Annotated in this window: 24 protein-coding genes; 5 read left to right on the top strand and 19 right to left on the bottom strand. The window is 70.0% G+C overall.

Annotated features, from left to right (window positions below; translation table 11 throughout):
* Positions 1-16: 16 nt before the first annotated feature.
* Positions 17-1,024: a DMT family transporter gene (locus tag AAME72_RS04175; RefSeq protein WP_348788977.1), complete on the bottom strand. Its 1,008-nt coding sequence runs from the start codon at positions 1,022-1,024 to the stop codon at positions 17-19.
* 31 nt (positions 1,025-1,055) lie between these two features.
* Between AAME72_RS04175 and AAME72_RS04170 the strand changes: the two genes are divergently transcribed.
* On the top strand, positions 1,056-1,640 hold the full coding sequence (locus AAME72_RS04170) for an XRE family transcriptional regulator (protein ID WP_348788976.1): 585 nt from the start codon (positions 1,056-1,058) through the stop codon (positions 1,638-1,640).
* Positions 1,641-1,767: 127 nt separating this feature from the next.
* Here AAME72_RS04170 and AAME72_RS04165 read toward each other — a convergent pair whose 3' ends face one another.
* On the bottom strand, positions 1,768-2,196 hold the full coding sequence (locus AAME72_RS04165; RefSeq protein WP_348788975.1) for a hypothetical protein: 429 nt from the start codon (positions 2,194-2,196) through the stop codon (positions 1,768-1,770).
* A 142-nt stretch (positions 2,197-2,338) separates the two neighbouring features.
* Between AAME72_RS04165 and AAME72_RS04160 the strand changes: the two genes are divergently transcribed.
* The 3 genes from AAME72_RS04160 (at position 2,339) to AAME72_RS04150 (ending at position 5,550) form a co-directional block, all read left to right on the top strand.
* Entirely contained in the window at positions 2,339-2,896 is a 558-nt protein-coding gene (locus tag AAME72_RS04160; protein WP_348788974.1) for an ABATE domain-containing protein, read from the top strand.
* Positions 2,897-3,019: 123 nt separating this feature from the next.
* Entirely contained in the window at positions 3,020-3,859 is an 840-nt protein-coding gene (locus tag AAME72_RS04155; protein ID WP_348788973.1) for an SDR family oxidoreductase, read from the top strand.
* Positions 3,860-3,915: 56 nt separating this feature from the next.
* Entirely contained in the window at positions 3,916-5,550 is a 1,635-nt protein-coding gene (locus AAME72_RS04150) for a RecQ family ATP-dependent DNA helicase (RefSeq protein WP_348788972.1), read from the top strand.
* A gap of 222 nt (positions 5,551-5,772) precedes the next feature.
* On the opposite strand, the gene AAME72_RS04145 is transcribed toward AAME72_RS04150, so the two are convergent.
* Positions 5,773-7,578 (bottom strand): DUF4012 domain-containing protein, encoded by a 1,806-nt coding sequence (locus AAME72_RS04145; RefSeq protein ID WP_348788971.1) that lies wholly within the window; start codon positions 7,576-7,578, stop codon positions 5,773-5,775.
* Between the two features lie 43 nt (positions 7,579-7,621).
* Here AAME72_RS04145 and AAME72_RS04140 point away from each other — a divergent pair, with 43 nt between their 5' ends.
* Positions 7,622-8,941, top strand: coding sequence for a nucleotide sugar dehydrogenase (locus AAME72_RS04140; RefSeq protein WP_348788970.1), 1,320 nt, complete (start codon positions 7,622-7,624; stop codon positions 8,939-8,941).
* A 4-nt stretch (positions 8,942-8,945) separates the two neighbouring features.
* Here the strand turns inward: AAME72_RS04140 and AAME72_RS04135 are convergent, their stop codons facing one another.
* The 16 genes from AAME72_RS04135 to AAME72_RS04060 form a co-directional block, all read right to left on the bottom strand.
* A complete protein-coding gene (locus AAME72_RS04135; protein ID WP_348790206.1) occupies positions 8,946-9,860 on the bottom strand; it encodes a glycosyltransferase in 915 nt (304 codons plus the stop codon).
* Positions 9,861-10,099: 239 nt separating this feature from the next.
* Positions 10,100-11,392 carry an O-antigen ligase family protein gene (locus AAME72_RS04130; RefSeq protein ID WP_348788969.1) on the bottom strand — a complete coding sequence of 431 codons (1,293 nt, stop codon included), beginning with the start codon at positions 11,390-11,392 and terminating at the stop codon, positions 10,100-10,102.
* Positions 11,393-11,410: 18 nt separating this feature from the next.
* Positions 11,411-12,535, bottom strand: coding sequence for a glycosyltransferase (locus tag AAME72_RS04125; RefSeq protein WP_348788968.1), 1,125 nt, complete (start codon positions 12,533-12,535; stop codon positions 11,411-11,413).
* Positions 12,519-13,877 carry a hypothetical protein gene (locus AAME72_RS04120; protein ID WP_348788967.1) on the bottom strand — a complete coding sequence of 453 codons (1,359 nt, stop codon included), beginning with the start codon at positions 13,875-13,877 and terminating at the stop codon, positions 12,519-12,521. The genes AAME72_RS04125 and AAME72_RS04120 overlap by 17 nt, the downstream gene beginning before the upstream one ends.
* Positions 13,878-13,891: 14 nt before the next feature.
* Positions 13,892-14,389, bottom strand: a complete 498-nt coding sequence (locus AAME72_RS04115; RefSeq protein ID WP_348788966.1) for an acyltransferase — start codon at positions 14,387-14,389, stop codon at positions 13,892-13,894.
* Positions 14,386-15,543 carry a UDP-N-acetylglucosamine 2-epimerase (non-hydrolyzing) gene (gene wecB / locus AAME72_RS04110; protein WP_348788965.1) on the bottom strand — a complete coding sequence of 386 codons (1,158 nt, stop codon included), beginning with the start codon at positions 15,541-15,543 and terminating at the stop codon, positions 14,386-14,388. Before wecB ends, AAME72_RS04115 begins: the two co-directional genes overlap by 4 nt.
* On the bottom strand, positions 15,540-16,637 hold the full coding sequence (locus AAME72_RS04105) for an NAD-dependent epimerase/dehydratase family protein (protein ID WP_348788964.1): 1,098 nt from the start codon (positions 16,635-16,637) through the stop codon (positions 15,540-15,542). Before AAME72_RS04105 ends, wecB begins: the two co-directional genes overlap by 4 nt.
* On the bottom strand, positions 16,634-17,716 hold the full coding sequence (locus AAME72_RS04100) for a polysaccharide biosynthesis protein (protein ID WP_348788963.1): 1,083 nt from the start codon (positions 17,714-17,716) through the stop codon (positions 16,634-16,636). The genes AAME72_RS04105 and AAME72_RS04100 overlap by 4 nt, the downstream gene beginning before the upstream one ends.
* A complete protein-coding gene (locus AAME72_RS04095; RefSeq protein ID WP_348788962.1) occupies positions 17,713-18,951 on the bottom strand; it encodes a glycosyltransferase family 4 protein in 1,239 nt (412 codons plus the stop codon). Before AAME72_RS04095 ends, AAME72_RS04100 begins: the two co-directional genes overlap by 4 nt.
* Complete coding sequence (locus tag AAME72_RS04090) at positions 18,948-19,508, bottom strand: GNAT family protein (RefSeq protein WP_348788961.1); 561 nt, start codon at positions 19,506-19,508, stop codon at positions 18,948-18,950. Before AAME72_RS04090 ends, AAME72_RS04095 begins: the two co-directional genes overlap by 4 nt.
* Positions 19,505-20,161 carry a sugar transferase gene (locus AAME72_RS04085; protein ID WP_348788960.1) on the bottom strand — a complete coding sequence of 219 codons (657 nt, stop codon included), beginning with the start codon at positions 20,159-20,161 and terminating at the stop codon, positions 19,505-19,507. Before AAME72_RS04085 ends, AAME72_RS04090 begins: the two co-directional genes overlap by 4 nt.
* Entirely contained in the window at positions 20,158-21,201 is a 1,044-nt protein-coding gene (locus tag AAME72_RS04080; RefSeq protein ID WP_348788959.1) for a GNAT family N-acetyltransferase, read from the bottom strand. Before AAME72_RS04080 ends, AAME72_RS04085 begins: the two co-directional genes overlap by 4 nt.
* Positions 21,198-22,205 carry a hypothetical protein gene (locus AAME72_RS04075; protein WP_348788958.1) on the bottom strand — a complete coding sequence of 336 codons (1,008 nt, stop codon included), beginning with the start codon at positions 22,203-22,205 and terminating at the stop codon, positions 21,198-21,200. Before AAME72_RS04075 ends, AAME72_RS04080 begins: the two co-directional genes overlap by 4 nt.
* 64 nt (positions 22,206-22,269) lie before the next feature.
* The gene (locus AAME72_RS04070; protein ID WP_348788957.1) at positions 22,270-23,406 is read right to left on the bottom strand and encodes an aminotransferase class I/II-fold pyridoxal phosphate-dependent enzyme; all 1,137 of its coding nucleotides are present in this window, start codon (positions 23,404-23,406) and stop codon (positions 22,270-22,272) included.
* Positions 23,403-25,262, bottom strand: coding sequence for a nucleoside-diphosphate sugar epimerase/dehydratase (locus AAME72_RS04065; RefSeq protein ID WP_348788956.1), 1,860 nt, complete (start codon positions 25,260-25,262; stop codon positions 23,403-23,405). The genes AAME72_RS04070 and AAME72_RS04065 overlap by 4 nt, the downstream gene beginning before the upstream one ends.
* The gene (locus AAME72_RS04060) at positions 25,253-26,230 is read right to left on the bottom strand and encodes a hypothetical protein (RefSeq protein WP_348788955.1); all 978 of its coding nucleotides are present in this window, start codon (positions 26,228-26,230) and stop codon (positions 25,253-25,255) included. Before AAME72_RS04060 ends, AAME72_RS04065 begins: the two co-directional genes overlap by 10 nt.
* Between the last annotated feature and the right edge of the window lie 2 nt (positions 26,231-26,232).

Raw genomic sequence — 26,232 nt, 5'->3', positions numbered from 1 at the left:
CCCAGTGCCCGGGGATTCACACCGGCCGTTCCGCCGACTCCGTGAGAGCCTCGTCAGGATCGGAGGGAATCCGGCGATGTCCGGCCTCGGAAGCCCTCCCGTCCCCGCGATCGGCCGGCGTGTCGCGCGGGGCGTCCTCCCGTGCCGACCGGCGCGGCCGCAGCTCGCTGACGAGAACGCCCGCGACGACGAGCAGCGCGCCGACGATGGTCGTCAACGGCATCCGGTCGCCGGCCAGCCGTCCGACGATCCCGCCCCACACCGGCTCGCCCGAGTAGATGATCGTGGCTTTGGTCGGCGAGACGTGCCGCTGCGCCCAGTTCATGGTGAGCTGGATGAGGCAGCTCGCGATGCCGAGGCCGACGGCCGGCAGCACCCAGTCCCACGACGGCGCGGGTGCGCTCTCGCCGGTCAGCGGCATCGCGGCGAAGCCGAAGACACCCGCCGCCAGGAGCTGGACGATGGTCACTCCACGCGCGTCGACGCGGGAGGCGAAGGCGCCGATCAGGATGATCTCCGCCGCGATCGGCACCGTGCTGACGAGCGTGGCGATCTCTCCGGGGCCGAGGCCGACGGTGAGCGCCGACGGCCCGGCGATGAACAGCAGCCCGGCGAACGCGAAGGCGACACCCACCAGCGTCATCCGGCGTGGCGGCCGGCGCAGGACCGCCCACTGCAGCAGCGGGACCAGCGGCACGTAGAACGCCGTGATGAAGGCGGAGGTGCTGCTCGGGATGCTCGCGAGCCCGGCGGTCTGCAGCCCGTAGCCGAGGGCGATGGCGGCGCCGATGGCCGCGCCCGCGCCGATCTCGCGCCAGCGGATGCGGAGGAGCGAGCGGTGGAAGACGATGACGCTCACCAGGCCGGCGACCACGAAGCGCAGGCCCACGAAGAACCACGGGCCGGTGTGCTGCATCGCCAGGTGCACGATGAGGAACGTCGCACCCCACAGCGCGGTGATCGCGATCAGCGCGAGCTCGTACCGGCTCACGGCGATGCGGACGCGCGACCGGATGTGCAACATAGTGCACATACTATGGTGCAGAATAATGCACATGCAAACGGGAGACAGCAGCGTCCTCGTCCACCTCGGCGAGAACCTGCGCCGCCTGCGCCGCGACCGCGGGATGAGTCAGGAGGCGCTGGCCCAGGCCTCGGGCATCAGCCGCCGGACCATCATCAACCTGGAGGCGGGCGAGACCAACGTCAGCCTGGTCGCGCTCGACCGGCTCGCCGGCGCCCTGGACGCGACCTTCACCGACCTCGTCGTCGAGCGGACGGAGCACGCGGAGCCGTCGGCGCCGTCGGCGCCCTCGGGGGAGGTGGACGTGGTGGTGTGGCGGGGCGCGGACCCGGCGAGCATCGGGCGGCTGGTCGGCGCGGCGCCGGCCCGCGCCGAGGCGCAGGTGCTCGCCTGGGAGCTCGCGGCGGGGGAGCGCTACGACGCCGAGCCGGACCCGGCCGGCTGGCACGAGATCGTGCTGGTCGCCTCGGGAAGCGTGCGGCTGCTGTTCGATGGGGGCGTCGACGGCCGCCTGCTCACCTCGGGCGAGCACGCGCTCTTCTCGAGCGCTCAGCGCTACGGCTTCGAGCAGGTCGGGGACGCCCCCGCGCGCCTCCTCCGCGTCGTCCTCTCCTAGCCGCCCACTCGCGTGCCCCGGCCGACCCGTCGAGTACGCAGAAAGTACAACCACAACCGCCGAGTACGCGGATTCTCTCCGTACTCGGCGGTTGGCGAGGGGGCGCGCGGACGCGTGGGTGAGCGGGTCAGCGGGTCTGCAGGGGCTCGCGGAACGAGGAGCGGAACGAGCCGGGTCCGACGATCGGCAGCAGTGACGCGAGGATGCGCTTGCCGAGGCCGCGCGGCGTGCGCGTCAGCTCGACGTCGACGCGCGTCCCATTCTCCTCGGGCGCGAGCTGGAAGATCCAGCCGCCGCCAGGGCCGAACACCTTGGAGTCGTGCGTGGTGATGGTCACGCGGCCGGCCGCGTCGTCCCACTCGTAGCGGGCGCGCTCCCACGCGGACGCCGTTCCCTCGGTGACCTCGGCCCAGGTCTCGCCGCGGTCGTGGACGGTGAAGTGGTCGGCATCGATGCTCGGCCAGGCGGCGGGACGCGCCGGGCTGAAGTCGGTGAGGACGCTCATCAGCTCGGGGGTGGAGAGGCGGGAGTGCAGGGTGAGGGCGACGGTGGTCACGGGGTTCTCGCTTTCGGTTCGTAACTGTTCTGGATGGTTATACCGTGGCAGAGAGACGCATAACTTGTCAAACGGGTTATTTGCATGCTTGTAACCGGATAGAACGGTTGCATTCCGAACGGTGACCGCTTAGAGTGGTTACATGCACGCTTTCCCCTGTGGCACCTCCGCACTCGACTTCGTCGGCACCCTGCGCGCGCGGCGCAACGATGAGCCGACGGAGAAGCTCGACTCGCCCGACGCGCTCGACGCGTGGTTCACCGAGGCCGGCCTGATGGACAGGGCCCCGGGCGCCCGCGCGGCCGACGTCGAGGAGGCGGTCGAGCTGCGGGAGGCGATCTACGCGCTCGTGTTCGCGCGGATGCACGAGGAGGCGCTGCCTGCAGGGGCCGTCACGGTCGTCAACCGGCACGCGTCGGGGTCGCCCGTCGGCCTCAGGCTCGACCGCGACGGGGCCGTGGTCCGCGACGCCCGCGTCGGCGAGGGGCTCGCGCAACTGGCGCGCCAGACCGTGGAGATCGTCGGCGGCCCGGAGGGCGCCGTCCTCCGCGAGTGCGGCCGCCCCGAGTGCACCCAGGTCTACCTCGACCACTCCCGCGGTCACCGCCGCGAGTGGTGCTCCATGAAGACCTGCGGCAACCGGATGAAGGCGACGGCGTTCCGCGCCCGCCAGAAGCAGGAGAGTGTCGTCGGGGCCTGAGTCCTCGACTGAGCCCGCGGCCGAGCGCGAGCACTCTACGCGCGCGGCCCCGCCCATCCAATCCCCTGCGCGAGCGCGCGGTCCCGGGGTTGTCTGGATGCCGTCCACGAACGGAGGTATCCCATGTCCTTCCCCGAACAGCAGCAGCATCCGCCCGGTGAGACCGAGGCGATGGAGCCGCGCCCGGACCACGGTGAGCAGAGCTACCGCGGCAGCGGGCGCCTGACGGGCAAGGTGGCGTTGATCACCGGCGCCGACAGCGGCATCGGCAAGGCCGTCGCCATCGCCTACGCGCGCGAGGGCGCGGACGTCGCGATCGCCTACCTCAGCGAGCGCGACGACGCCGAGGACACCGCGAAGTGGGTGCGCGACGCGGGCCGGAAGGCCGTGCTGCTGCCCGGCGACGTGTCCGAGCCGCAGCACTGCCGTGACCTGGTGGCGCGGACCGTCGACGAACTCGGCGGCATCGACATCCTCGTCAGCAACGCCGCGTACCAGATGACCCGCGAGTCGGTGGAGGAGATCCCCGACGAGGAGTGGGATCACACGATCGCGACGAACCTGTCTGCGTTCTTCCATCTCGTCAAGGCCGCGGTGCCGCACCTGAAGCCCGGGTCCAGCATCATCGGCTCCTCCTCGGTGAACTCCGACATGCCGTCGCCGACCCTGCTGCCCTACGCGGCCACCAAGGCGGCGATCGCGAACATGACGGCGTCGCTCGCGCAGCTGCTGGGGGAGAAGGGCATCCGCGCGAACAGCGTGGCACCCGGCCCGATCTGGACGCCGCTGATCCCCTCCACCATGCCCGAGGAGAAGGTGAGCCGGTTCGGCAGAGACACTCCGCTCGGCCGCGCCGGCCAGCCCGCCGAGCTCGCGCCGGTCTACGTGTTGCTCGCGTCCGACGATGGCTCCTACGTGTCCGGTGCGCGGGTCGCGGTCACCGGCGGCCGGCCCATCCTCTGAGTCGGGCGCGGGGCCACGTGGGCGGGACGGTCGGGCGCGGCAGGTACGGTGACGTCATGTCACGCGTGCACCAGGTCGCCCGATGGTCCTTCGGCTGGGAGGAGCTGCGGCCCGGCATCGCCGACGCCGCGCAGACCCTCATCGACGGCGGCGACGTGCTCGCGGTCATGCCGACCGGCTACGGCAAGTCGGCGATCTATCAGCTCGCCGGCACCGTGCTGGGCGGCGTGACCGTCGTCGTCTCCCCGCTGATCTCCCTGCAGGAGGATCAGGTGCGCGCGCTCGGCGCGGCGAAGGACGTGGCTCGCGCGGTCGCCATCAACTCGACCGCAGGCGAGGCCGGGCGGGAGCGCGACTGGGAAGCGCTGGCCGATGGTGAAGCCGGCTTCGTCTTCCTCGCCCCGGAGCAGCTCGCCCATCCCGCGGTGCGGGAGCGGCTGGGGGCGATCGGCGTGCGCCTGTTCGCGGTGGACGAGGCCCACTGCGTCTCCGCCTGGGGCCACGACTTCCGGCCCGATTACCTCCTGCTCGGCGAGGTGATCGACGACCTCGGACATCCACCCGTCGCCGCGCTGACCGCCACCGGCGCACCGCCCGTGCGCGCCGAGATCGGCGAGCGGCTGCACCTGCGCGAGCACCGGCTGTTCGCGGTCGGCTTCGACCGCCCCAACCTGCGGCTGGAGGTGGTTCGGTACGAGCGCGACTCCGAGAAGCGGGAGGCGGTGCTCGCGCAGGTGACGGACGGCGACGGCGGAGGGCTCGGCGGTTCCGGCCTGGTCTACGCCGCGACCCGGCGCGACACCGAGCTGTACGCGGACGCCCTGGGGAAGCGGGGCGTCAGCGCCGCCGCCTACCACGCGGGGCTCCGCGCGCGCGACCGCGACGAGGTCTACGAGCGCTTCATGGCCGGCAACGCGCGCGTGGTCGCCGCCACCAGCGCGTTCGGCATGGGCATCGACAAGCCGGATGTGCGCTTCGTGCTGCACGCCTCCGTCACCGACTCTCTCGACAGCTACTACCAGGAGGTGGGGCGAGCCGGGCGCGACGGGCAGCCGGCGGTGGTCACCCTGCACTACCGGCCGGAGGACTTCGCGCTGACCGCGTTCTTCTCCGGCGGCGAGCCGGACGCCGCGGAGCTGCGGCGGGTGATGGCGGCCGTGGCCGCATCCCCCGGTCGCAGCCGGGCGGAGGTCGCCGCCGAGCTCGAGGTCTCCCCGCGGACGCTCGGTCGTCTGCTCGGGCTGCTCCGGGACGCGCGGATGGTCTCCGGCTCCGACGACGCGCTCGCCGCCGCGGACGTCCCGGCGGACGAGGCCGCGCGCGCTGCCGTGGCGGAGGCGGCGATGCGCCGGCGGATCGAGCACTCCCGCTCCCAGCTGATGCGGGAGTACGCGGAGACCGCCCGCTGCCGACGGCAGTTCCTGCTCGGCTACTTCGGCGAGGAGCTGGCCGAGCCCTGCCGCAACTGCGATACCTGCGCCTCCGGGAGCGCGGACCGGTGGATGCAGGAGCACGCGGTCGCCGGTCCCGAGCCGTTCCCGCCGTCCTCGCGGGTGCGCCACGAGGCGTGGGGCCCCGGCATCGTGATGCACGCGGACACGGACAGGATCACCGTGTTCTTCGAGAGCGAGGGCTACAAGGTGCTCGCGCTGGAGGCGGTGCGCGGCACCGAGCTGCTCCAGCCGGTCTGAGCGCATCCTGCCGTGGTCGCATCCCGTCGGCAGACCAGAGCCCGGCTGATCGCTCAGTCGGGCTCTGGCGATTTCCCCATACCCGTAGCTACGGGGACCACCACCATACATTCCTGCGGGCCGCTCATCCAGTGCTCGCCTCACCGCGCGAGTACGCAGAAAGTGCGCCCGAAACCGCCGAGTACGCGGATTCTCTCCGTACTCGGCGGTGGGGGAGGTCCGCTAATGCTTCCAGGCTCCGCAGTCGAGCGCGCCGGTCGTGATCGGCGTCGGGGTGACCGCAGGGGTCGCGCGCACGCTCAGCTTCTTCGTGTCGGCGTGCGGGGCGACGAGATCGAAGGTGACCGTGCGGGTCTCGCCGGGCTGAAGGGTGACCTCCGCCTGCTGCACCACGTACTCGCCGTCGGTGCCGCGGGTGCCCGCGCCGCCGGCGCCGTCGCTGACCGTGACGCCCGCGACGGTGTAGCCGTGCGGGGCGTAAGTGGAGGCGCGCAGCCGGATGTGGCCGTCCTGCGCGACATAGGAGGGGAACTCCGTGCCCGGCGGGACGGTGTTCTGCAGCGTGATCGTGATGCGCACGTCGTTCTTGCCGCCCGCAGTGCACACGGCCTGCGACACGTTCACCGACTGCTTCAGGTAGACCGCGAGCTTCGACGGGGTGATGTCGCGCAGGTAGACCCCGAACGCGTCCGTGTCGGCCGTGCTGGCCGGGGGAGCGCCGTAGAACGCGGAGTCGCGGATGGCGGCCTGCTCGGCCGGATCGTCGCTCCAGAGCAGGATGCGGTGCTGCGCCGACGCCGTCGCGACGAAGGAGGCGAGCTTCTTCGGGTCGACGTCCCCGGCGAGCAGACGCCCGAAGACGGCCGCCGAGAGTCCCTGGTTGAGCTGGTCCACCTGCTCGGCCGTGTACGTCTTGTACACGTCGATGAGCAGGGTCTGGGCGGCGTTCGCGGCGGTCAGCTGCGTCCCGTCCGGCAGGTCGACCGGACCGGTGACGGCGAGGAACTGGCTGAGCGCGACGATGTCGACGGCGACCATCCCGTCGATGTCGACGCCCTTCCGCTCCTTCCACATCGCCTTCGCGACGGCGTAGGACTCCGAGAACCGCGGCGTCTCCGTGAGGTTCTGGATGTAGAAGCCGAGCGTGTTCGGATACAGGTTCTGCGCGTCAGCCGGGATGGTCGTCGGAGGCATCCCGAAACGGGGGAAGTCGGCCTCGCCCGCGGAGGCCTGCTGGGTGAGCTGGATGGACCCCTTATCCACGTGGAGGATCGCCATCGAGCCGATCGTCCCGCCCCCCGGCATGATCTCGCCGTTGTTCTGGAACGCGAGCAGGTAGTTGCGTGGCTTGTCCTCGCCGAGCACCTTCGGGACGAGGGACAGTAGCGCATCGGCCTGGCCGAGCTGGGCAGCCACCGGGGTGAGCATCGTGACGAGCTTCGACTTCGCGGACGCGATCGGGCCGACGGCTCCGGATGTGTCCAGCTTCTTCACCTGGGCCAGCGCCGAGTCGACCGCCTTCGACGCCTTCGACACGGGGGCCTGGAGGGCGGAGAGCGCCGCGACGTCGATGCGGCCGTCCTTCGGCTTCAGGGACTCGAGCGACAGCGAGCCGCTGACGTCCACGAGCGGTTTGATCGCGCCGGTCACGACCGCGTCGGTCTGTGCGGCGAGCGTGCGGGTGACGCTGAGGTTGGCGCCTACCCCGGGGACGATCTCGGCGGCCCGCCAGATCGGGTCCCCGGTCAGGCTCGCGGCCTTCGCGGCGCGCGGAGCGAGCTGGGCGTACGTCGCCTTGGCCCCCGCCGCGTCCTGGGCGAGCACCTGGGCCTTCAGCGTGCCGACCAGCGGCATCGCGCCGTCCAGCTGCTGCTTCGCCTGCAGACCGCGCACGCCGACCCACGCCGCGGCGCCGAGCACGATCAGGACGACCGCGACGATCGCCCACACCCACCACCGTGCGAACCAGCGGCGGCGCGGCGGAGCGGCGGCACGCCGGGAACGGCGCGATTCGGGGAGGGCGGACACCGGACCATTCAATCAGACCGGGCGCAGAACCCGATCGGATAGGGTGGTCGCGCGGCCGGGGCCGGGTTCCCGGTGTGAGAGCACTCGAGAAAAGGGCAGCAGTTTGACGCGCAAAGCCGTGATCGTGGGGCAAGGATACGTCGGCCTTCCGGTCGCGATGCGGGCCGTCGAAGTCGGGTACGACGTCGTGGGAATCGATCTGGACTCGAATCGCATCGCCGCCCTGAAGGTCGGCGCCTCCTACGTCGACGACATCTCCGACGCCGTCCTCGCCCGAGCGCTCGAGAGCGGACGTTATCGTGCGACCACCGACTATGACGACACGGCTGGATTCGATGTCGCGGTCATCACGGTGCCGACGCCGCTGCGGGAGAGCCTCCCCGATCTCACGTTCATCGAGGAATCGTCACGCTCTCTCGCCACCCGGCTGAAGCGGGGCGCCACCGTCGTGCTCGAATCGACCACCTACCCCGGCACCACCGAGGAACTCGTCGTGCCGCTCCTGGAGGAGGGATCGGGACTCGTCGCAGGCACGGACTTCTTCGTCGGCTACAGCCCCGAGCGGATCGATCCGGGCAACACGACGTGGGGCTTCGTCAACACCCCGAAGGTCGTCTCCGGCATCGACGCCGAGTCGCTTGCGCGCGTGCAGAGCTTCTACGACGACCTCGTCGATCGCACCGTTCCGGTGAGCACACCCAAAGAGGCGGAGCTGACGAAGCTGTTGGAGAACACCTTCCGTCACGTCAACATCGCCCTCGTCAACGAGCTCGCCATCTTCGCTCACCAGCTGGGAGTGAACATCTGGGAGTCGATCGACGCGGCCTCCACGAAGCCGTTCGGCTACATGAAGTTCACGCCGGGACCCGGAGTAGGCGGTCACTGCCTCCCGGTCGACCCGAGCTATCTCTCGTGGCAGGTGCGTCGCAAGCTCGGCCGGAGTTTCCGTTTCGTCGAGTTGGCGAACGACGTCAACGACCACATGCCAGACTATGTGCTGCAGCGGCTCATGGCGATCCTGAACGCCGACAAGCGGCCGCTGAACGGCTCGCGAATCGCGCTGATCGGGCTGGCGTACAAGAAGAACTCGGGCGACATCCGCGAGTCGCCCTCGCTGCGCCTCATCGAACTCCTCGATGAATACGGAGCAACCATCGTCGCCGTCGATGAGCATGTGGTGAAGGAGCGATGGCCGGCCGCGGTGGAGCGTGCCGGCGACGTCGCCGCCGCGCTCGAGGGCGCCGACGCGGCCATCCTCGTGACGGACCACGACGAGCTGGACCTTCGCGGCCTGGAAGGTGCCGGTGTTCCCGTCCTGGACACCAAGAACCGGTTGGTCGGCGACACCGTCGTGCGGCTCTGAGCCGTCAGCGGCTGCCCGCTTCGGCGATGATCTCCGACCGGACGAGTTCGAGAACGTGCGGTTGCGTCGGGCGCGCCCGCCACTCTGCGTACGCTTCCCCCGCACGCGTGCGTGAGGCATCGCGCTCGCCGGTCGAGAGCTCGGCGTAGCGACGGAGAGCGTCTTCCCAGGCGGACTGCGACCGATCGAGCGCCCAGCCTCCCCCCGACTCCAAGGTCTCTGTCCAGGGGGTCCGGGTGGTGCACATCACAGCGCACGAGACGGAGAGCGCCTCGGCGATCACATGGCCGAAGTTCTCACCGGCCGTCGGCATCAGTAGAAGCTCATGGCCCTCCAGTGCGGCCCGTGAGTGGTCCGGGTCGACCGATCCGTGGAACCGCACGCGGATCGTGTCCGGGAGCGCTGTCGCGATGGTCTTGCAGCGCTCGACGTACGCGGGATCCTCCTCCGGTCCATAGACGTCGAGCTCTACGGGAACCGGGACGTCCGCGAGCGCCGCAAGCGCGATGTGCAGCCCTTTGTGCTCGACCAGCCGACCCAGAAACACCGCCCGCAGTGTCTCGCCGACGGGCTCGGGCTCGAGCGCACTCACGGGGAGCTGCGTCTCGTTCTGCCTGATCACGATCCGCGCGTCCCCTCCCCACAGGCGACGGATGTCGCCGGCCTCCACCTCGGACGAGGCGTGCCAATACAGGCCTCGGTGGAGACGCAAAGCGCGGTACAGGGCGATGAAGGCGCGCTTCTTCGCGGACCGGCGGGAAAGCGCTCCTTCGCCGAACTCGCCTCGCGGCGCGAGCAACCGGGTGGTCGGACCCCAGAAGCGCACCCGCCACAGCAGCTGCGGGAAGATCGAGAACCGGGGGTCGAAGAAGCCGTTGAAGTAGAGCACCTCCGGCCGCCGGGCCTTGAGCGCCCGCATCCCCCTGAACAGCCCGCCCGGTGTCGTCGCCGACGCGTAATAGACCTCGGCCGATCCGCGCGTCGTCCATCGATCGCTCTGGACCGGGAGCCGGACGCTGGATCCGAGATCGTGATCGCCCGTCAGCACGAACGTTTCGAACGCATCAGGGACGGCGGAAACGAGGGCGTCGAGCGTCCGGATCGGGCCCCCGCCGAGCTTCGCGGGAGGGAAGAGGGGCGCGAAGATGCCGACGCGGGTCATGCGGTGGCCCGCTGCGGTCGAAACTCGGGGAGCCCGGTCGGGGTGGAGCTCGCGAGCGGCGCATTCCTCCGACCGATATCCAGGTCCGCGATCGTCAGCCATGTCATAGCGAAAATGAGGATCATCGGCCCGACCGGCGAGAGCAGCCAGCCCTCGAAGCAACTGTGGATCACCGCGGCGACGGTGAGGGCGAAGACCCGCCCTCCGATTCGTGCGCTGAGGACGAGCATGGCCAGCCAGAGAATTGCGATCGTTATGAGACCCGGATAGCCGGCGTCGGCGGCAGCACGCAGCGGACTGCTTGCGATGATCGACGCCTCGTTTCCGAGCCCGACGCCGCTCCACGGGCTGAGATTGAGAGCGGAGACCGCGACATCCCACGAGCCGCTTCTGGAGTTGTTTCCTCGGACGATGCCATCGAAGAGATCGAAGAAGTTCGGCCAGACGAGTCCGACGCAGACCCCGACCAGGGCGAGTGCGCCGGCGACCAGGACCCCCGTCGCGAAGCGCGTGAACAGGATCAACACGATCACGGCGATGACGAGTGCGAGCGTGCTCGCCCTGCTGGCCGTCCAGAGGAGCGTGATCGCGGATACGCCAAGCAGCCCCCAGCGCGCAGGTGCCCGCTTCACCAGGGTGAGCGCGACGACACCGAGAAGGAAAGCGTAGAACCCCAGGAGGTTCGCGTTGTTGAGAACGCCGCGCAGCCTGCCCTGCTCGATGGCGAGATCAGGGATGAGGAAACCCGCCAGCAGTGAGGCGATGATCGTGGTTGCGAGTGCGAGCACGACAGCCTGCCGGAGCGTGCCACTCGCCAGTTGTGGCGCGCTCGACGTCACTATCGCAGCCATCAGGATGACACCGATCCCGTACGACAGGAAGGTCGCCCACATGCTGTGAGGGATCGTGGCGAGGGTGATGTAGAGCGCCACCGGCACGAGCAGCGTCATGAGCCAGGCGAACACCAGACGGCGCTCGGCGCGAGATGCGGTGAAGCCGTGCGCGGCCGATTGGATGGCTCCCCCGACGAGCAGCACCGTACCGGCTACCCGGAGGGCGATGGACGCGGTCGCCCCATCATCCGGAATGAACACACTCGAGGCGAACACGATGAGCAGGCACCCTGCGGCGGCGAAGAAGACCGCGCGCGCCCGCGGGAAACCGAGGGTGATGAGAAGCGCGACGATCGCCAGGCCGGCGAGGACGACCCCGGCGTTTCCCGCGCACGCAAGAATGGTCGCGGCGATCGCAAGCACGACGGCCGACCCGATCCAGATGACGTTGCTCATCGGCGCCGGCCTGTCGAATCAGACATTCGCGCCTCCGGACTCCCACGGCGCGTGTCTCGCGCTTCCCGGATCGGTGAACCGGGCCACCAAGTATCTTGCCATCACGCTCGGAGCGATGTGCGAGGCCGCCCAGGCGGCCAGTTTCTCGCGCCGCGAAGGATCGCCGGCGGTCGCGAGTTCGGACGTCAGAAGCGCGCCGAGTGCCGGAGCATCGCCCGCGGCGAACACGGCCCCCTGCAGCGGCGAGACCACCAACTCGCTCGCTCCTGCCCCGTCGCTCACAAGCACGCGCGTCCCCGACATCAGCGCCTCGGACACCACTGCTCCCCACCCGTCATAACGACTCGGGAGGATGAGCACGTCGCTCTCGGCGATCTCGTGCCGTACCTGCGTGGCGGGAAGCGCTTCGATGAAGCGCACTCGATCGCCGAAGCCCCGAGCGCTCACCTGTCGTTCGAGGGACTGCTTCAGAGGTCCGCGCCCGATGAGAGTCAGAGTCCAATCCGACCGTCTCACCCGACTGAGCGCCTCGAGAATGAGAGCGGGATCCTTCCACTCCGTGAGCGAACCGACGAAGATGAGGCGCGAGCGGTCCGACTGTGAGCGTGCGACGGGCCGAGCGTCCTCCACCGCGTACGCGAAGGGCACGACCGTCCCCGCTCGGCGCACCGATCGAGCGAATTGGCGATGTGCCAGCGGCCCGATGGTGAAGATGGTGTCGACAGTCCCCGCTTCTCGCGGCGCGCGGATCCGAAGCCGGAGGACCCGGGCGACTCCTCTGACGCCGCGGGAGTCGAGCGACTCGGTGACCACGGCCAGGTGCGGATGATCATCGACCACTGCGAGCTGTCTGCGCACGGCGTCGATAGCGGGGTAGGCGCCTAGGCCGGAGAAGACGTGTGCACGAGCGGCCAGCGTCTCGCGTGCGACGCGTGAACGTTCCTCTGGGCTGTCGGACACGAGAACCCGCGTCGAGCCGTAGTCCAGGTCCTCCCATCCGAAACCAATGCGGTCGTCGCTGGGTCCTCGCGTCACCACCAGGAGGACGCGCTGATCGAGGGAGTCGCTCAGAGCTCGCAGCAAGGGCGCCTGGTGCGCCGAGAGGGTGTTCTGCCAGAAGACCAGGTCATATGCGCTTGGCACGGAGCCTCCACATCAGATGGCCGAGAATGACGATCGCGCCGATCCCGCTGCACGCGCACACTAGCCATTCGGCGAGCTCCCCGGGCACGAGTGCGGCGAGCAGGCACCCCGCAGTTGCCGCAACGGCTCCGTAGGCCAGTCGTGGGGTGAGACCCGTGCGCCATTGGAGGAGGAGGAAGTAGACCAAGAAGCCGAGCGTCACGCCAGCGGCCGCACCCGTCGTGCCCAGCACCCATGCTCCGGCCGCCGTGATCACGACACCGGCGACGGCGGCGATCCACGTGCGCCTGCTCACGACTGCGGCCTCGAACTGGAACTGGTGGTACCAGCCGGAAAGCTGGCCCATCGATGCGAGGGCGGTGCCAAGGGTGAGGGCCGGGATGATCGCTCCATCGAGATAGTCGGTACCGACGACGAGGCGTACGATCCAGAAATTCCCGAACGTGAACACCGCGATGGCTCCGAGGGCACAGCCGAGGCAGACTTCGGCGAGGAAGGCCAGCCGCGTGGTCGCCACCGCACGGTGGCCGTCGTCCCAGAGCCGCCGCAGTGCGGGATACGCCACCGTGAGGATGAGGCCGAGCACCGCACCACAGGTGAGGGTCGCGATCTGCGTCATCGCCGCGAAGCGACCCACCTCGGTCTTGCTGACGAAGGCAGGAAGCATCACCAGACTCGCGCTGGTGAGTACGGTCACGGCAAGTGAGGCTGCTGCCAGATGCATTCCGAACTGCCATGTCCACGGGGGCCTGCGAGGGGCGATCACACCTCGGACCTTCGGGCTGAGGGCGAGGGTGGCGAGGGCCGAGGCGACTCCCGCGATCGCGATGGCCAGCGCACCCTCAACACCGACGACGATCAGCCCAACGAGCCCGGCGGTGCGAACACCGGTTGAGACCATGAGGTTGACGGCGTAGCGCCACGGGTCCGCCCACATCAACCACGCAGTGGACACGAGGCGGGTAACGGCCATCCCGATGCCCCAGCCGACGATCGCCAGAGCGGTCCGCCACTCCCCGATGAAGATGGCCACCGCGACGATGGCGATGCCAAAGCCCAACAGCGCTGCGGAACTGCGTGTGAGTGCGTAGCGATACGTCCCTCGGTCGTCCCGTGAGCCCGGATACCGCTGGAATGCGAGGATCATCGGCTCGGCGGTGACCAGGCTGAAGTAGGTGGAGACGGCGATCGCAAGCGCGACGAGAGAGTATTCCGCGGGCGTGAGCAGCGCGGTGAGCAGCGGAAGCTGCACCGCCGCGCAGACGAGCGAGAAGACCCGAGCCGTTCCGACGGCCGCGCCCGCGCCGAGGACCGAGCGCGCAGATCCGCGTTCCGCCGTCACACCACTCACCCCTCTCAGCCGAGCTCTCTGATCACCTTGGCGGGTACTCCTGCCAGCAGGACGTTGGGAGGGAATTCGCCTGTGACTACGGCACCGGCGGCGACCACCGTGCCGATCCCGAGGACGGTTCCGCCCAGTAATGTCGCCCGGGCGCCGATCCACGATCCGTCCCCGACGGAGATCGCGCGGTTGGTTCCGGAACCGGCCCGCTTGTCCGTGTCACCGATCTCGTGCGATCCGGTGACGAAGAGCACGTCCTGCGAGATGTCGCAGTGCGCGCCGATGATCACGGCGGCGCGAGGTGAACAGGCGAACTCCGACCGACGCCCGACCCAGGTCCCTGCGCCGATGGAGACGTTCGGGTACTGGATGACAACTCCACCGTTGATGCGCACGTCGGCGCCGACGCGGACCCCGACCGACCTGTACATCCGGCGTCGGAGACCGAACGCACGTGTCTGCGGAAGGACCGCCGAGACGAGATTGACCAGATGAACCAGCGCGCTGCTCATCGAGCGTGCACCCTCTGCGCATTCCGGGCGTGGTGCGTGAACACCGTGGAGTGGATGAAGTTCACTGCACGCACGGAGCAATCGGCCACCAGGTACTCCGCCGGAACCTCGTGCGGGGTATTTTCGGCTTCTTCGCGGAGGACCAGCCGCACGGCGGCGAGTACCGACCGAGCGGTCACGCCGGCGGTCACCATCGCCCCGGCATCGATCGCCTCCGGTCGCTCGATCGCGTCCCGCAGCGTCACCGCGGGGAAACCGAGGATGCTCGACTCCTCGCTGATCGTGCCGCTGTCGGACAGCACCAGCTTGGCGGACTGCTGCAGCTTCACGTAGTCGTTGAAGCCGAAGGGCGGGTGGAAGCGGAGCTTCGACTTCAGCTCGTCGGGCTGCGATTCCAGGCGGTTGCGGGTCCGGGGGTGCGTGGAGACCAGGACCGGCATGTCGTACTCGTCGGCGAGCTGCCCGAGCGCGTCGAGCACCGAGGCGAGGCGTGTCGGATCGTCCACGTTCTCCTCGCGGTGCAGGCTGACCAGGAAGTATCCGCCCTCGGTCAGGCCCTGCTCATCGACGATGGTGCTGGCCGCGATCGCGTCCGCGTTCGCGGCGAGCACCTCCCGCATCGGCGAGCCGGTGAGCAGGATCCGCGACGGGTGGATGCCCTCGGCGAGCAGGTTGCGCCTGGCGTGCTCCGTGTAGACGAGGTTGTAGTCGGAGACGTGGTCGACCATGCGCCGATTCACCTCCTCCGGCACGTTCTGGTCGAAGCTTCGGTTGCCCGCCTCCATGTGGTACACCGGGATGCGCATCCGACGGGCCATGAGGGCCGCGATGCAGCTGTTCGTGTCGCCGAGGACGACCACGGCGTCCGGGCGCTCGTCGCGCAGCACCGCCTCCACCTTGGTGAGGACCGAGCCGAGCACGGCGCCGAGCGAGCTGGTGTCCGCGTCGAGGAAATGGTCGGGGCGCCGCAATCCGAGATCCTCGAAGAAGACCTCGTTGAGCTCGTAGTCGTAGTTCTGGCCGGTGTGCACGAGGACGTGGTCCGTCGTCGCGTCCAGGCGCTTGATGGTCGCGGCGAGGCGGATGATCTCGGGCCGGGTGCCGACGACGGTGAGAACCTTGAGCCGGTCGGCGGTCGTGCTGGGGGTGGTCATACGGGCTCCGCTATCGTGTCGGGGCGCTCCGGATCGAACAGCTCGTTCGACCAGAAGGCGGTGTACAGCTCGGAATCGCCGACGTTCGTGATGTTGTGCGCCCACATGGTCGGCATGTCGATGCTCGCAGGCGAATCGCTGGAGACGCGGAACTCGAGCACTTCTGTCGTGAAGAGCCGGCGGAGCGAGATCACCGCTTCGCCGGAGAGCACCGTGAACCGCTCGACCTTGCGCCGGTGGTAGTGCTGGCCTCGGGTGATCCCCGGCGCCGTGGTCGAGAAGGAGGTCTGTCCCGCCCCGCCGTGCGAGCGGACGATCTCGAAGAACGAGCCGCGCGCGTCGGCGTGCCGGTCGGGGCGGATGGGCGTCACCTCTTCGAAGGCGGCCCCGCGGAAGGTGTTGAACAGATCGCGCTCGAACGCATCGCTCAGGTCGGGGATCTCGCCGCCGTGCGTGTACGTGGCGGCCAGGGCGGAGAGCCGGGTCAGGAGTCCCGTGACGCTCTCCCGGACCTCGCTCCCGGCGAGGCCGACTCCGTCGAGCGTCCCGAGCAGGGCGTCCGCCGCGTACTGGGCGTGCAACAGGACCAGCTCGCGGTCCTGGTCGACATGCGGCGCATCTCCGATCGCCAGCTGGTGGCTGAAGGTGGCGACGACGGAGTTGTAGAAGGGCCTTCCGTGCTCGCCGAACAGGTTCGGGAGCCGCAGGTCGACGAAGTCGGCACCGATACGCTCCGCGGCCGCCCGCAGCACGTCGGCCGCGGCCTGCTTGCCGTGGCCGTACGGCGTGCCGTTGCCGGACTGGATGGAGTTCGCGTAGGCGACCGTCGCCGGCGGTCGCTCGGCGCGCTCCAGCACGCTCGCGGCCTGCTCGGCGAGACGGACATTGCCGGCGAGCACCTCCTCCTCGGGCGCCCGGTTGATCCCGGCGATGTGGATGAACCGGTCGGCTCCCGAGATCGCATCGGCGGCCGACTCCGGGACGAAGGCGTCGCCGAGCGGGACGGGGCGTGCGTCGATGCCCTGGGCGTGCGCGGCGGCACGGGTGTGCCAGCCGAGGAAGCCGCCCGCTCCGGTGAGGGCGACCGTGGTCATGCGACCACCACCCGCTCGGGGTCGATCCCCGCGGCGCGCAGTTCGGCGTGCACCTCGGGCAGGGTGAGCAGCAGCTCCTGCACCTCGGGGATCGTGAGCCGCGTCGTGGTGTGCGAGTCGTAGTCGGTGTACTCCGTCTGCGTCGTGTCGCCCTGCTCCACGTACACGCTGTAGTTGAGGTCGCGCTTGTCGGCCGAGATCTGGAAGTAGTCGCCGCGGTCCAGCGCACGCGACAGCTCCTCGCGGCTGGCGAGCACCTCCGAGACCTTCTCGGCGTGACGGGTGCCGATCACCTCCACGCGAGGGTCGGCACCGAAGAGCGTCGCAACCGCCGCCGCGAGGTCGCCGATCGTGCAGGCCGGCGCCTTCCGGATGAACAGGTCGCCCTGCCGCGCGTTGCGGAACGCGTACTCGACGAGGTCGACCGAGTCGGCGAGCGACATCATGAAGCGGGTCATCTCGGGATTGGTCACGGTGAGCGGGCCGCCGGCCTTCAGCTGGCGGATGAACAGCGGGATCACCGAGCCCCGCGAGTACATGACGTTGCCGTAGCGCACGCACGAGACGATCGTGTCCGCATTCGGGTTGTTGAGCCCGTGCGACTGGGCGACCTTCTCCATCAGCGCCTTGCTCATGCCCATGGCGTTCACAGGGTAGACGGCCTTGTCGGTGCTGAGGCACACCAACGAGCGCACGCCCGACCGCTCTGCGGCGCGCACCACGTTCTCGCTGCCGATGACGTTCGTCTTCACCGCCTCCATCGGGAAGAACTCGCCCGACGGGACCTGCTTCAGCGCGGCGGCGTGGAACACGTAGTCGACATCCCTGCTGGCCCGCTCGACACTCTCGTAGTCGCGAACGTCGCCGAGGTAGAAGCGCGCGCGCGAGTCGCCGAGCTCGTGGCGCATGAGGTCCTGCTTGGCCTCGTCACGGCTGAGGATGCGCACCTCGGCGACATCCCTGGTCAGGAGCTTCGCCGCAACCGTGTGGCCGAATGAGCCCGTTCCGCCGGTGATGAGGACGCGCTTGCCCTCGTAGCCACCGCCAGGCGTGGCGTCGGTCCGTGCGTCCTGATTCATCGGGTGCCCTCCGTAGCCGCCGTGGCGAGGATCTGCTCGATCCGGGCCGTCGACGTCTCTCGCGTCATCGTCTTGTCGTAGTAGTCGAGCGCCCGCTCGGCGAACGCGGAGCGCTGCTCCGCCGACGCCGCGTGCGCTTCGCGGAACGCCCGAGCGAGCGACGCCGGGTCCTCTGGCCGCGCGGCGAACCCCAGCTCGTTCGTCCGTACGATCTCGGTGAGGTCGCCGGCGACGGTCGTCACCACAGGGATCCCGAGGGACATGCTCGCCTGGAACTTGGACGGTATCGTGCCCCGGAAGATCTCGATATCGCGCAGTGGCACCAGTTGGAAGTGCGACCGTCGGTACATCGCCGCCATCCGGTCCGAGGGGACGAGGCCGTGGAACCGCACGTTGGTGGTGCCGAGCTCTTCGGCGAGGCGCCGGAGCCGCGGTTCCGCCAGCCCTCCGCCGACAATGTGCAGCGTGAACCCTTCCAGGTCCGACGCGAGATGCGCGGCGTGGATCGCCGTGTCGAGGTCCTGCAGATCGCCGAGAGTCCCTGCATACATCACATCGAGCCCCACCCCGTCGGCTTCGTTCTCGCCGGTTTCGCCGCCCGCGGCTGGATCGGTCGGATCGGCGATCCGCCTGCCCCAGTTGAACACCACGTGGCCGCGATCACGCGGTACACCGCGCGTACGCAGTGTACGCAGCATGGTCGGAGCGATCGCGATCGTCGCAGCCGCCCGCTGGTACGTCCAGCGCAGCCAACCCGACAGCGAGCGTTCGACGGTCTTCGAAACGGCCGGGGGCAGCATGCCGGACTCGGTGATGGACTCGGGCCACAGGTCCTGCACGTGCAGTACGTACGGTGCACCGCCGAACGCGCGCCAGATCGCGGGAGCGAGAGCCGCCGTCATCTGCGTCGCGTACACGTAGACGACGTCGGCGCGCCGGGCGAGCCCGGAGGCCGTGAGCGTCGACAGGGCGAAGCTGGCGTAGTTGAGGATGCGCCCGAGGGGATTCGACGAGTGGCTCGTCACCAGCGGCACTCGCCGGACCGTCACGGCGCCGTCGCTCTCCACGGACCGCCACGACTGGCGGTAGCCCTCGAACAGCACGCCAGCCGGATAGTTCGGGAAACCGGTGAGGACGACGACCTCGTGTCCGCGCTCGGCGAGTGTCTCCGCCAACTCGTTCACCACGTGCGCGCCCTCGGGCCTGTAGTACTGGCTCACCATGAGGATCCTCATGCGCGGGAGTCCTCCCGAGCACGGAGGGCGTCGAAGTCGGAGCGCAGCATCCCGATCTGGATGAGGTCGACATAGCGGCCGTGGCGCCAGACATGTTCGCGCAGCACGCCCTCCTCGGTCCAGCCGCACTTGCGAACGTACGCCGCCCTGGAGGCATCGTTGTCGGCGAGGATCGTGCTGTACAGCTTGTTCAGGCCTGCGTCGAGGAACGCGAAGTCCATCACGGCGCGGATGGCACTGGTGCCGTAACCACGGCCGCGCACGTCTTCCGCGCCGCCGAGTTTCAGAGCCGTGAGCGCGGTGCGGTCGCGCCAGTTCATATCCCAGAGGCCGGTCATGCCGATGGGCTGGCCGGCGGCCGTCTCGACGATGAAACGCCTCGTGGCGCTGTCCCGCAGGGTCGTCTCGTACCACGCCTCCTGTCCTGCGAGCGAGAGCGGCCAATCCCAGCCGACCACGTGGTCCCGCACGAACGGTTCGTTGGAGAGCTCGCGCAGGAAGGCGAGGTCGGTCCGTTCGACGGGGCGAAGGGCGACGGTCGGCTCTGCAGCGTTCACGATAGTTCTCCTCGTTCGGTCGGGATGCCGGTGTCGGCGGGCGGTGCGAGATCGTCCACGTCGGCCGCGGTCTGGCCCTCGACGACACCCGATGCGGTCAGAAGCCCGCGCACGGTGAGGGCGAGAACGCGCGCGTCCATCCGCAGACCGATGTGCTCCGCGTAGTGGACATCGAGCTCGATCCGCTTCGACCACGGCGCGTCGTTTCGGTAGACGACCTGGGCGAGGCCGGTGATCCCCTGCGGAACCGACACTCGACGCTTCTGCTCTGGCGTGTAGCGCGCGAACTGGCTCACCAGCGCCGGTCGCGGGCCGATGAACGCCATGTCTCCGCGCACGACGTTCAGCAGCTGCGGGAGCTCATCGAGGCTGGACCGCCGGAGGAACCGACCGAGGGGCGGTACCAGGTCGAGGCCGTCTGGGAAGTACCCTCCGCCGATGCGTTCGGCATCCGGCACCATCGTCCGGAACTTCAGGATCTCGAACGAACGGCCGCCCATGCCGATCCGTTGCTGGCGGAACAGGACCGGCCGGCCCATCCTGACGGCGATCGTCAGCGCGATGACGGCCATCACGGGCAGCGCGGGGACGAGAAGGACCGCGGCGACGACGCGGTCCGCGACCGAGCGCGCCCGCACGTAGCGTCGATTCATCCCGCCGCCTCCGTCGCGCGGAACCCGGGGAAGTACCCGGAGTCCACGAGGGCGGACACCGGTACGGCTCGTTCGGCGGCCCTCCGGGAGACGAGGCGGTCGTATTCGACGGGATCGATGACGGCGCTGCCGATATGAAACGGAACGATCGCGCCTCCGAACGACTCCTTGAAACGGAACAGCGAGTCGGCGTTCGACACCCCTCCGCCGAGGTGGACGTGACGCAGGCCGCGGGCGCTCGCATCGGAGAGGATCTGCCAGATCAGCAGGTTGTTCGCCCCGGCCCTCGCGCCCTCCGGCGTCGATCCGGAGAGGTGGTAGTGGAGGCCGTCGCCGTCGACCATGACGAGCGACGCCGCGACCGGTCCGTGAGCGGCATCCCGGACGGTGCAGACGAGCAGGTCCTCGCCGAGGCCGTCGAGAAGCGCGCGGTAGTAGTCGTCGGCGAAGTAGTACCGATCCGCCGCGCCGACCCGCGCCATGGTGCCCTCGTACAGCCGCCGGAACGCCGAGCCGGACGAGAGGTCGTCCGCGGTCGCCGGCCGCAGCTCGGCGGTCATCCCCGCCGCCCTGGCCTTGCGGATCGCCGTCCGGGCCCGGCCGCGCAGCGCGTTCCAGACGGAATCCGCGTCCGCGGTCGAAACGAGGACCGTATCCGAGACGTGCCGCACCGTCAGCCCCTCGAGGTCGCGCGCCCGCAGAGCGGATCCGACGTCGAGCGGCGAGAACCGGAGGAAGACCGTCACGACGTCCAGCCCGCGCAGCACCTCGATGGACTCGCGCCACAGACGTTGCGCCTCGCCCGTGCCGATGGCGGGGTCGATGTGGATGCCGGCGTACCCGTACGGACTTCTCGCCTCGAACCCATCACCGTACGGGGCGGGGACCAGGACGAGCGGCAGCTGCCACGATCCGTCCGCCGTGGACAGAATGGTCCAGCGGCCGCCGTCGGTGATGGCGGCCGCCTCTCCGTAGCCGCGTGTGAAGTAGACAGAGCGCGACGTGATGCCCTCGCCCGTTCCGATCAGGAGACCGTTCATGCCAGAGACTCCTGCAGGGCGCGTGCCGCACGGCGCATGTCGTCCGCGTCGTAGCGGTGGTCGACCGGGATGGAGAGGAACTCGGACGGCCAGGGCCGACCTCTGGGGAGCAGGGTGCTCTCGGGCCAGTGGATGGGGCAGAACACGCCGCGAGCCGCCATCCGCCGCTGCACAGCGGCGGCGCGGGGTACGCGGACGACCAGGTGCGAGGGGATCGATTCATCGACGGGGGGATTGAGCACCGGAACACCGAGAGGCGCGAGCTCGCTCGTGAGCGCTGCCGCGTTGCTGCGGCGGCGCTCAGCCAGTGCCGTGTAGTCGAGGACGCTCAGAGTCCGACGGGAGCGCTCGCCGATAAGACGCGGGGTGTCCGCGCGCTCGAGGCGCTCGTCGGCCGCGGCGAACAGGCTCTTGTAGCGGTCTGATCCGCTCGTGCCGTTCCCGTTTCGCGACTTCTCATCCATCGCATCCCACCGCTCCGCGTCCTCGCCTTCGTCGGGAAGCCGGGGCTCGGGCAGGGGACGGGCCGAGGAGCGCAGGTAGGCGCCGGTCGCCACGGGGAGCACCTTCCGCAGGCTCGCGATCGTGAGGTCGGCGCCGGCGTCGCGGGGATCGAGGACGCGGTGGGTCTCGTCGTCGATAACCGTGCCCCCGGTGGCCTGGAGACCGGCGATCAACGCGCGGAATCCCGCATCGGGGCTGCGTCCGAAGTACTCGGCGACCAGCGCGACGAAGGGCTCGCCTATGAGCGATGCCGCTACGCTCATCGCTTCCTCGCCGTCCGGGTGCAGGTCCGGCGTCATCGGATACGCGAGGAGCCGCCAACCGCGGTCGACGAACGGCTGGATCATGCTGTCGCAAAGGTAGGCGGGCGCGAGCAGGGTGCGCGGCCCGTCGGGCAGGAGACGGTCCGCGAGAAGAGCCAGGGCCTGCCGTCCGGTCTGCGTGTAGATGGTGCGCGACCCGTCCCGCGTCCACGGTTCGGCAGCGGGTGAATCGGACATCAGCTCAGGGCCGGCGGTCTCGAACGCGGAGCCGATCCCACCCCTCACGGCTGTGACCGCCGCATCAGACATGAGCGCCCAGAAACGCATCGAGGGCGTCGGCCGTGCGCGCGATCTGCTTCTCGCTGAGGGCCGAGCCGCTGGGCAGGGTGAGGCCCGTCTCGAACAGTCGCTGCGCGTTGCCGTTCAGGAGTGCCGGGGCGTCCGCGAACACCGCCTGCAGGTGCATCGGCTTCCAGAGCGGGCGGCTCTCGATGTTCGCCGCGTCGAGTGCGGTGCGCAGGTCGGCGGCCGTCCAGCCCGTGAGCTCGGGGTCGACGACCACCGAGGTGAGCCAGCAGTTGTCCTCGGCGTCGTCCGCGCCGCCGAAGATCTCGACGCCGTCGACGTCGGCGACCAGGGCGCGGTACACCTCCCGCACGGCCCGCCGTCGCCCGATCATCTCGTCCAGGCGGGTCAGCTGGGCGCGGCCGAGGGCGGCGAGCAGGTTGCTGAGCCGGTAGTTGTAGCCGACCTCGGTGTGCTCGTAGTGCACGGCGGGCTGCCTGGCCTGGGTGGACAGGTAGCGGACGCGGGACGCGATGTCGGCGTCGTCGGTGAGCAGCATCCCGCCGCCGGAGGTCGTCATGATCTTGTTGCCGTTGAACGACAGCGCGGACGCCGCGCCGAACGAGCCGGCCGGCGCTCCGGCGTGGCTCGCGCCGAGCGCCTCCGCCGCGTCCGAGAGCACCGGGACGCCGAAGCGCTCCGCGATCGGCAGGATGCGCGTGTAGTCCGCCGCCTTGCCGAGCAGGTCGACCGGCACGACGGCGGCGACGCGCGCACCGGACGCGGTCAGCTCCGTGAGGGCGCGTTCGAGCAGCGCGGGATCCATGTTCCCGCCCGCGGGCTCCGAGTCGACGAAGTAGGGCTGCGCGCCCGTGTAGACGATCGCGTTCGCCGTGGCGGCGAAGGTCATGGTCGAGGTGACGACGACGTCGCCCGGTCGCACGCCGAGCGTCAGCAGGCCGAGGTGCAGCGCGGCGGTTCCCGAGGCCAGCGCGGCGGCGTGACGGACGCCGACCCGCTCCGCCACCTCGCGCTCGAACGCGTCGACGTCCGGGCCGAGCGGTGCGATCCAGCCGGATCGGAACGCCTCGACGAGGAAGCGCTCCTCCACCTCGCCGACATCCGGGGAGGACATGAGGATGCGGTCGGTCATCGGCTGCTCCGCCGCTCGGGGACGACGCCGATCACGGCCGTGTGCGCACCGTTCGTGCGCAGCCGCTGCAGCCAGTCCTCGTGGTCGAGGTGCTCGGGCGCGAGCGGAACGATCCGGGTGTGCGAGATCTTCGGGTGGCGCGGCCGCTGGTCGGTCTCGCCGAGCCCGACGAGGTCCTCGTGCAGCTTCTCGCCGGGCCGAAGGCCGGTGAAGCGGATCTCGATGTCCTTGCCGCTGTGCGCGATCATCCGGCGTGCGATGTCCAGGATGGCCACCGGCTCGCCCATGTCCAGGATCAGCACCTCGCCGGGCTCGCCGATGCCGCCCGCCTGGACGACGAGCTGGCACGCCTCCGGGATCGTCATGAAGTAGCGGGTGACCTCGGGGTGCGTGACCGTCACCGGGCCGCCGGCCTCGATGAGCGCCGCGAACGTCGGCAGCATCGAGCCGCGGCTGCCGATCACGTTCCCGAACCGCACCGACAGGTAGCGGGCGGAGGACGCATCCGCGGCACCGGCCGTGAGCTTCTCGGCGACACGCTTGGAGTGACCGAGCACACTGGTCGGGTTGGCCGCCTTGTCCGTCGAGATGTTGACGAACGTGCTCACCCCCACCTCGCCGGCGGCGTGCAGCACGTTGCGCGTGCCGAGCACGTTCGTCTTCCAGGCCTCCTCCGGGTACTGCTCCAGCATCGGCAGGTGCTTGAGCGCGGCCGCGTGGAAGACCACCTCCGGCCGGCGGCGGCGGAAGATGTCCACCAGCGCCTCCCGGTCGCGGATGTCCGCGAGCACCACGTCCTTCGTGTCGAGCAGGCCGTGCCCGTCGACGGCGAGCTGGACGGACTGCAGGTTGGTCTCGTCGCGGTCGAGCATGATGAGCTCGGACGGGCCGAACCGCACGATCTGCCGGCACAGCTCCGAGCCGATGGAGCCGCCGGCGCCGGTCACCAGCACGCGCTTGCCGGTGAGGTAGCTGGCGATCGCGGCCACGTCGGTGTCCACCGGCTGGCGGCCGATCAGATCCTCGATGCTGATGTCGCGCACGTCCGAGAGCCCGGCGTGCCCCATCAGCACCTCCTCGAGCGTCGGAAGCACCTTCACCTGGAGGCCGGACTCCTCCGCGATGTCCTGCACCTGCCGCAACAGCGCGGCATCGACGCGGGCGATGGCGACGACGATCACGCGGGCGCCGGTCGTGTCGGCGACGGCGGGAAGATCGCGCAGCCGGCCGAGGACGCGGACGCCGCGCACCTGCCGGTGGGAGGCACGCGGGTCGTCGTCGATCATCCCGACCGGCAGGTAGGGCGAGTACCGGTCCGTCAGCATCCGCTGGACGAGCGAGCGGCCGAGGTAGCCGGCGCCGAAGATCAGCGTGGGCGCCGCACCGTCGCCGGGGCGAGACTTGGCCTCGACGTAGAGGCGCTTGATGTAGCGGGCGGAGCCCATGAGGACGAACGCGAACGGCAGCGCGAGGAACATCGTGCTGCGCGCGAGGTGCACGTTGTTCCCCCAGACGATGACGGGGACGCCGACGACCACGGCCACGGCGCACACGGCGAGGAGCAGCGCGCGCACTTCGTCGAAGCTGCCGTAGGTGAACTGACCGCGGTACAGCGAGAACGCTCCGCCGATGATCAACTGCGCCAGCATCGCGATCGCCGAGACGAAGAGCAGGGCGAGCAACGGCATCCTCTGGACCTGGAAGTCGTAGGCCAGCAGCGCCGCCGCGAAGACGGCGACGAGCCAGGCGACCGCGTCGAGCGCGAACTGCGATCCGAACCGCTGGAGCAGGGTCTCGCCCCGGCGCGCGGTCTCCGCCCGCACCGTGTCGCTGAAGATGCGCTTCGTCAGCGCCATGTGGTTCCCCCGTCTGTGGATCTCGTCGTCGCGTCCCCCGCCCACAGCCAGACCGCGTCGTTGCCGAAGCCGGCCGCGATGGCGACGTCCACCGGTGCCGGAGCGGTCGAGCCGACGCAGGCGCGTTGCGTTGGCTCCCCGCTGCCCGCATCGAGCGCGACGACCGACGTGCCCGCGCATCCGGCTGCTCCGACCGCGGCGACGAGGTAGCCGGACCCGGAGGTCGTGATCGCCACCCCGCCAGGCACGGTGCGCGGGGCACCCCAGGTGGCGCCGCCGTCCGTCGTGGTGCGCACGTCGTGGCCGGCGCAGAGCACCGCGGCGTCGCCGCCCGCCCCGACGGCGAGCCCGATGACGGTCGCGCACGGCGCCGCCTTGTCTCCGGTCGGCGTGTGCACCTTCCCCGGATCCTTCGGGTCGGCGTACCAGGCCGACCCGAGCTGGTCGGGATAGGCGGCCCAGTTGTCGCCCGCGACGTAGGTGCGGATGAACTCGGGGTTGCAGCCCTGGGCGCTCAGCGCGACGGCGCTCGCCTGCCGGTCGGACTGCACGGTCAGCCGGACGATCGCGGACGCTCCGGTCGGACCGGACGCGTCCGACGGCTTCCAGGTCGCCCCTCCGTCCGTGCTGACCTCGGTCTGCGCTGGCGTCGCCGGGCACGCCCCGGTGCGGGCGCGCCAGGCGGTGGTGTCGCTGAGGACCGCGAGCAGACGGTGCGGGGCGACGGCATCCGCCACCGGGATCGGCGCCGAGGATGCGGTGGCCGTCGGGCGCGCAGGGGTCGTGGGGGAGGCGGTCACCCGCCCGGCGGCGCTCGCCGCGGCGGCCGGGGCGCCGGAGGTCTCCCGCGGCGTGCGGGAGGCCGTGACCGCCCAGATCACCAGCACGATGTCGACGACGACGAAGACGATGAGGCCGATGATGGCCAGCCGCCGCCACTGCGAGGTGGTGGTGGGGTCCGTCCTCACCC

It is taken from the genome of Leifsonia sp. NPDC080035 (assembly GCF_040050925.1).
Lineage (GTDB): Bacteria > Actinomycetota > Actinomycetes > Actinomycetales > Microbacteriaceae > Leifsonia.
Note: the sequence above shows the minus strand (reverse complement) of the source record. Positions and strands in the feature narration are given on the sequence as shown.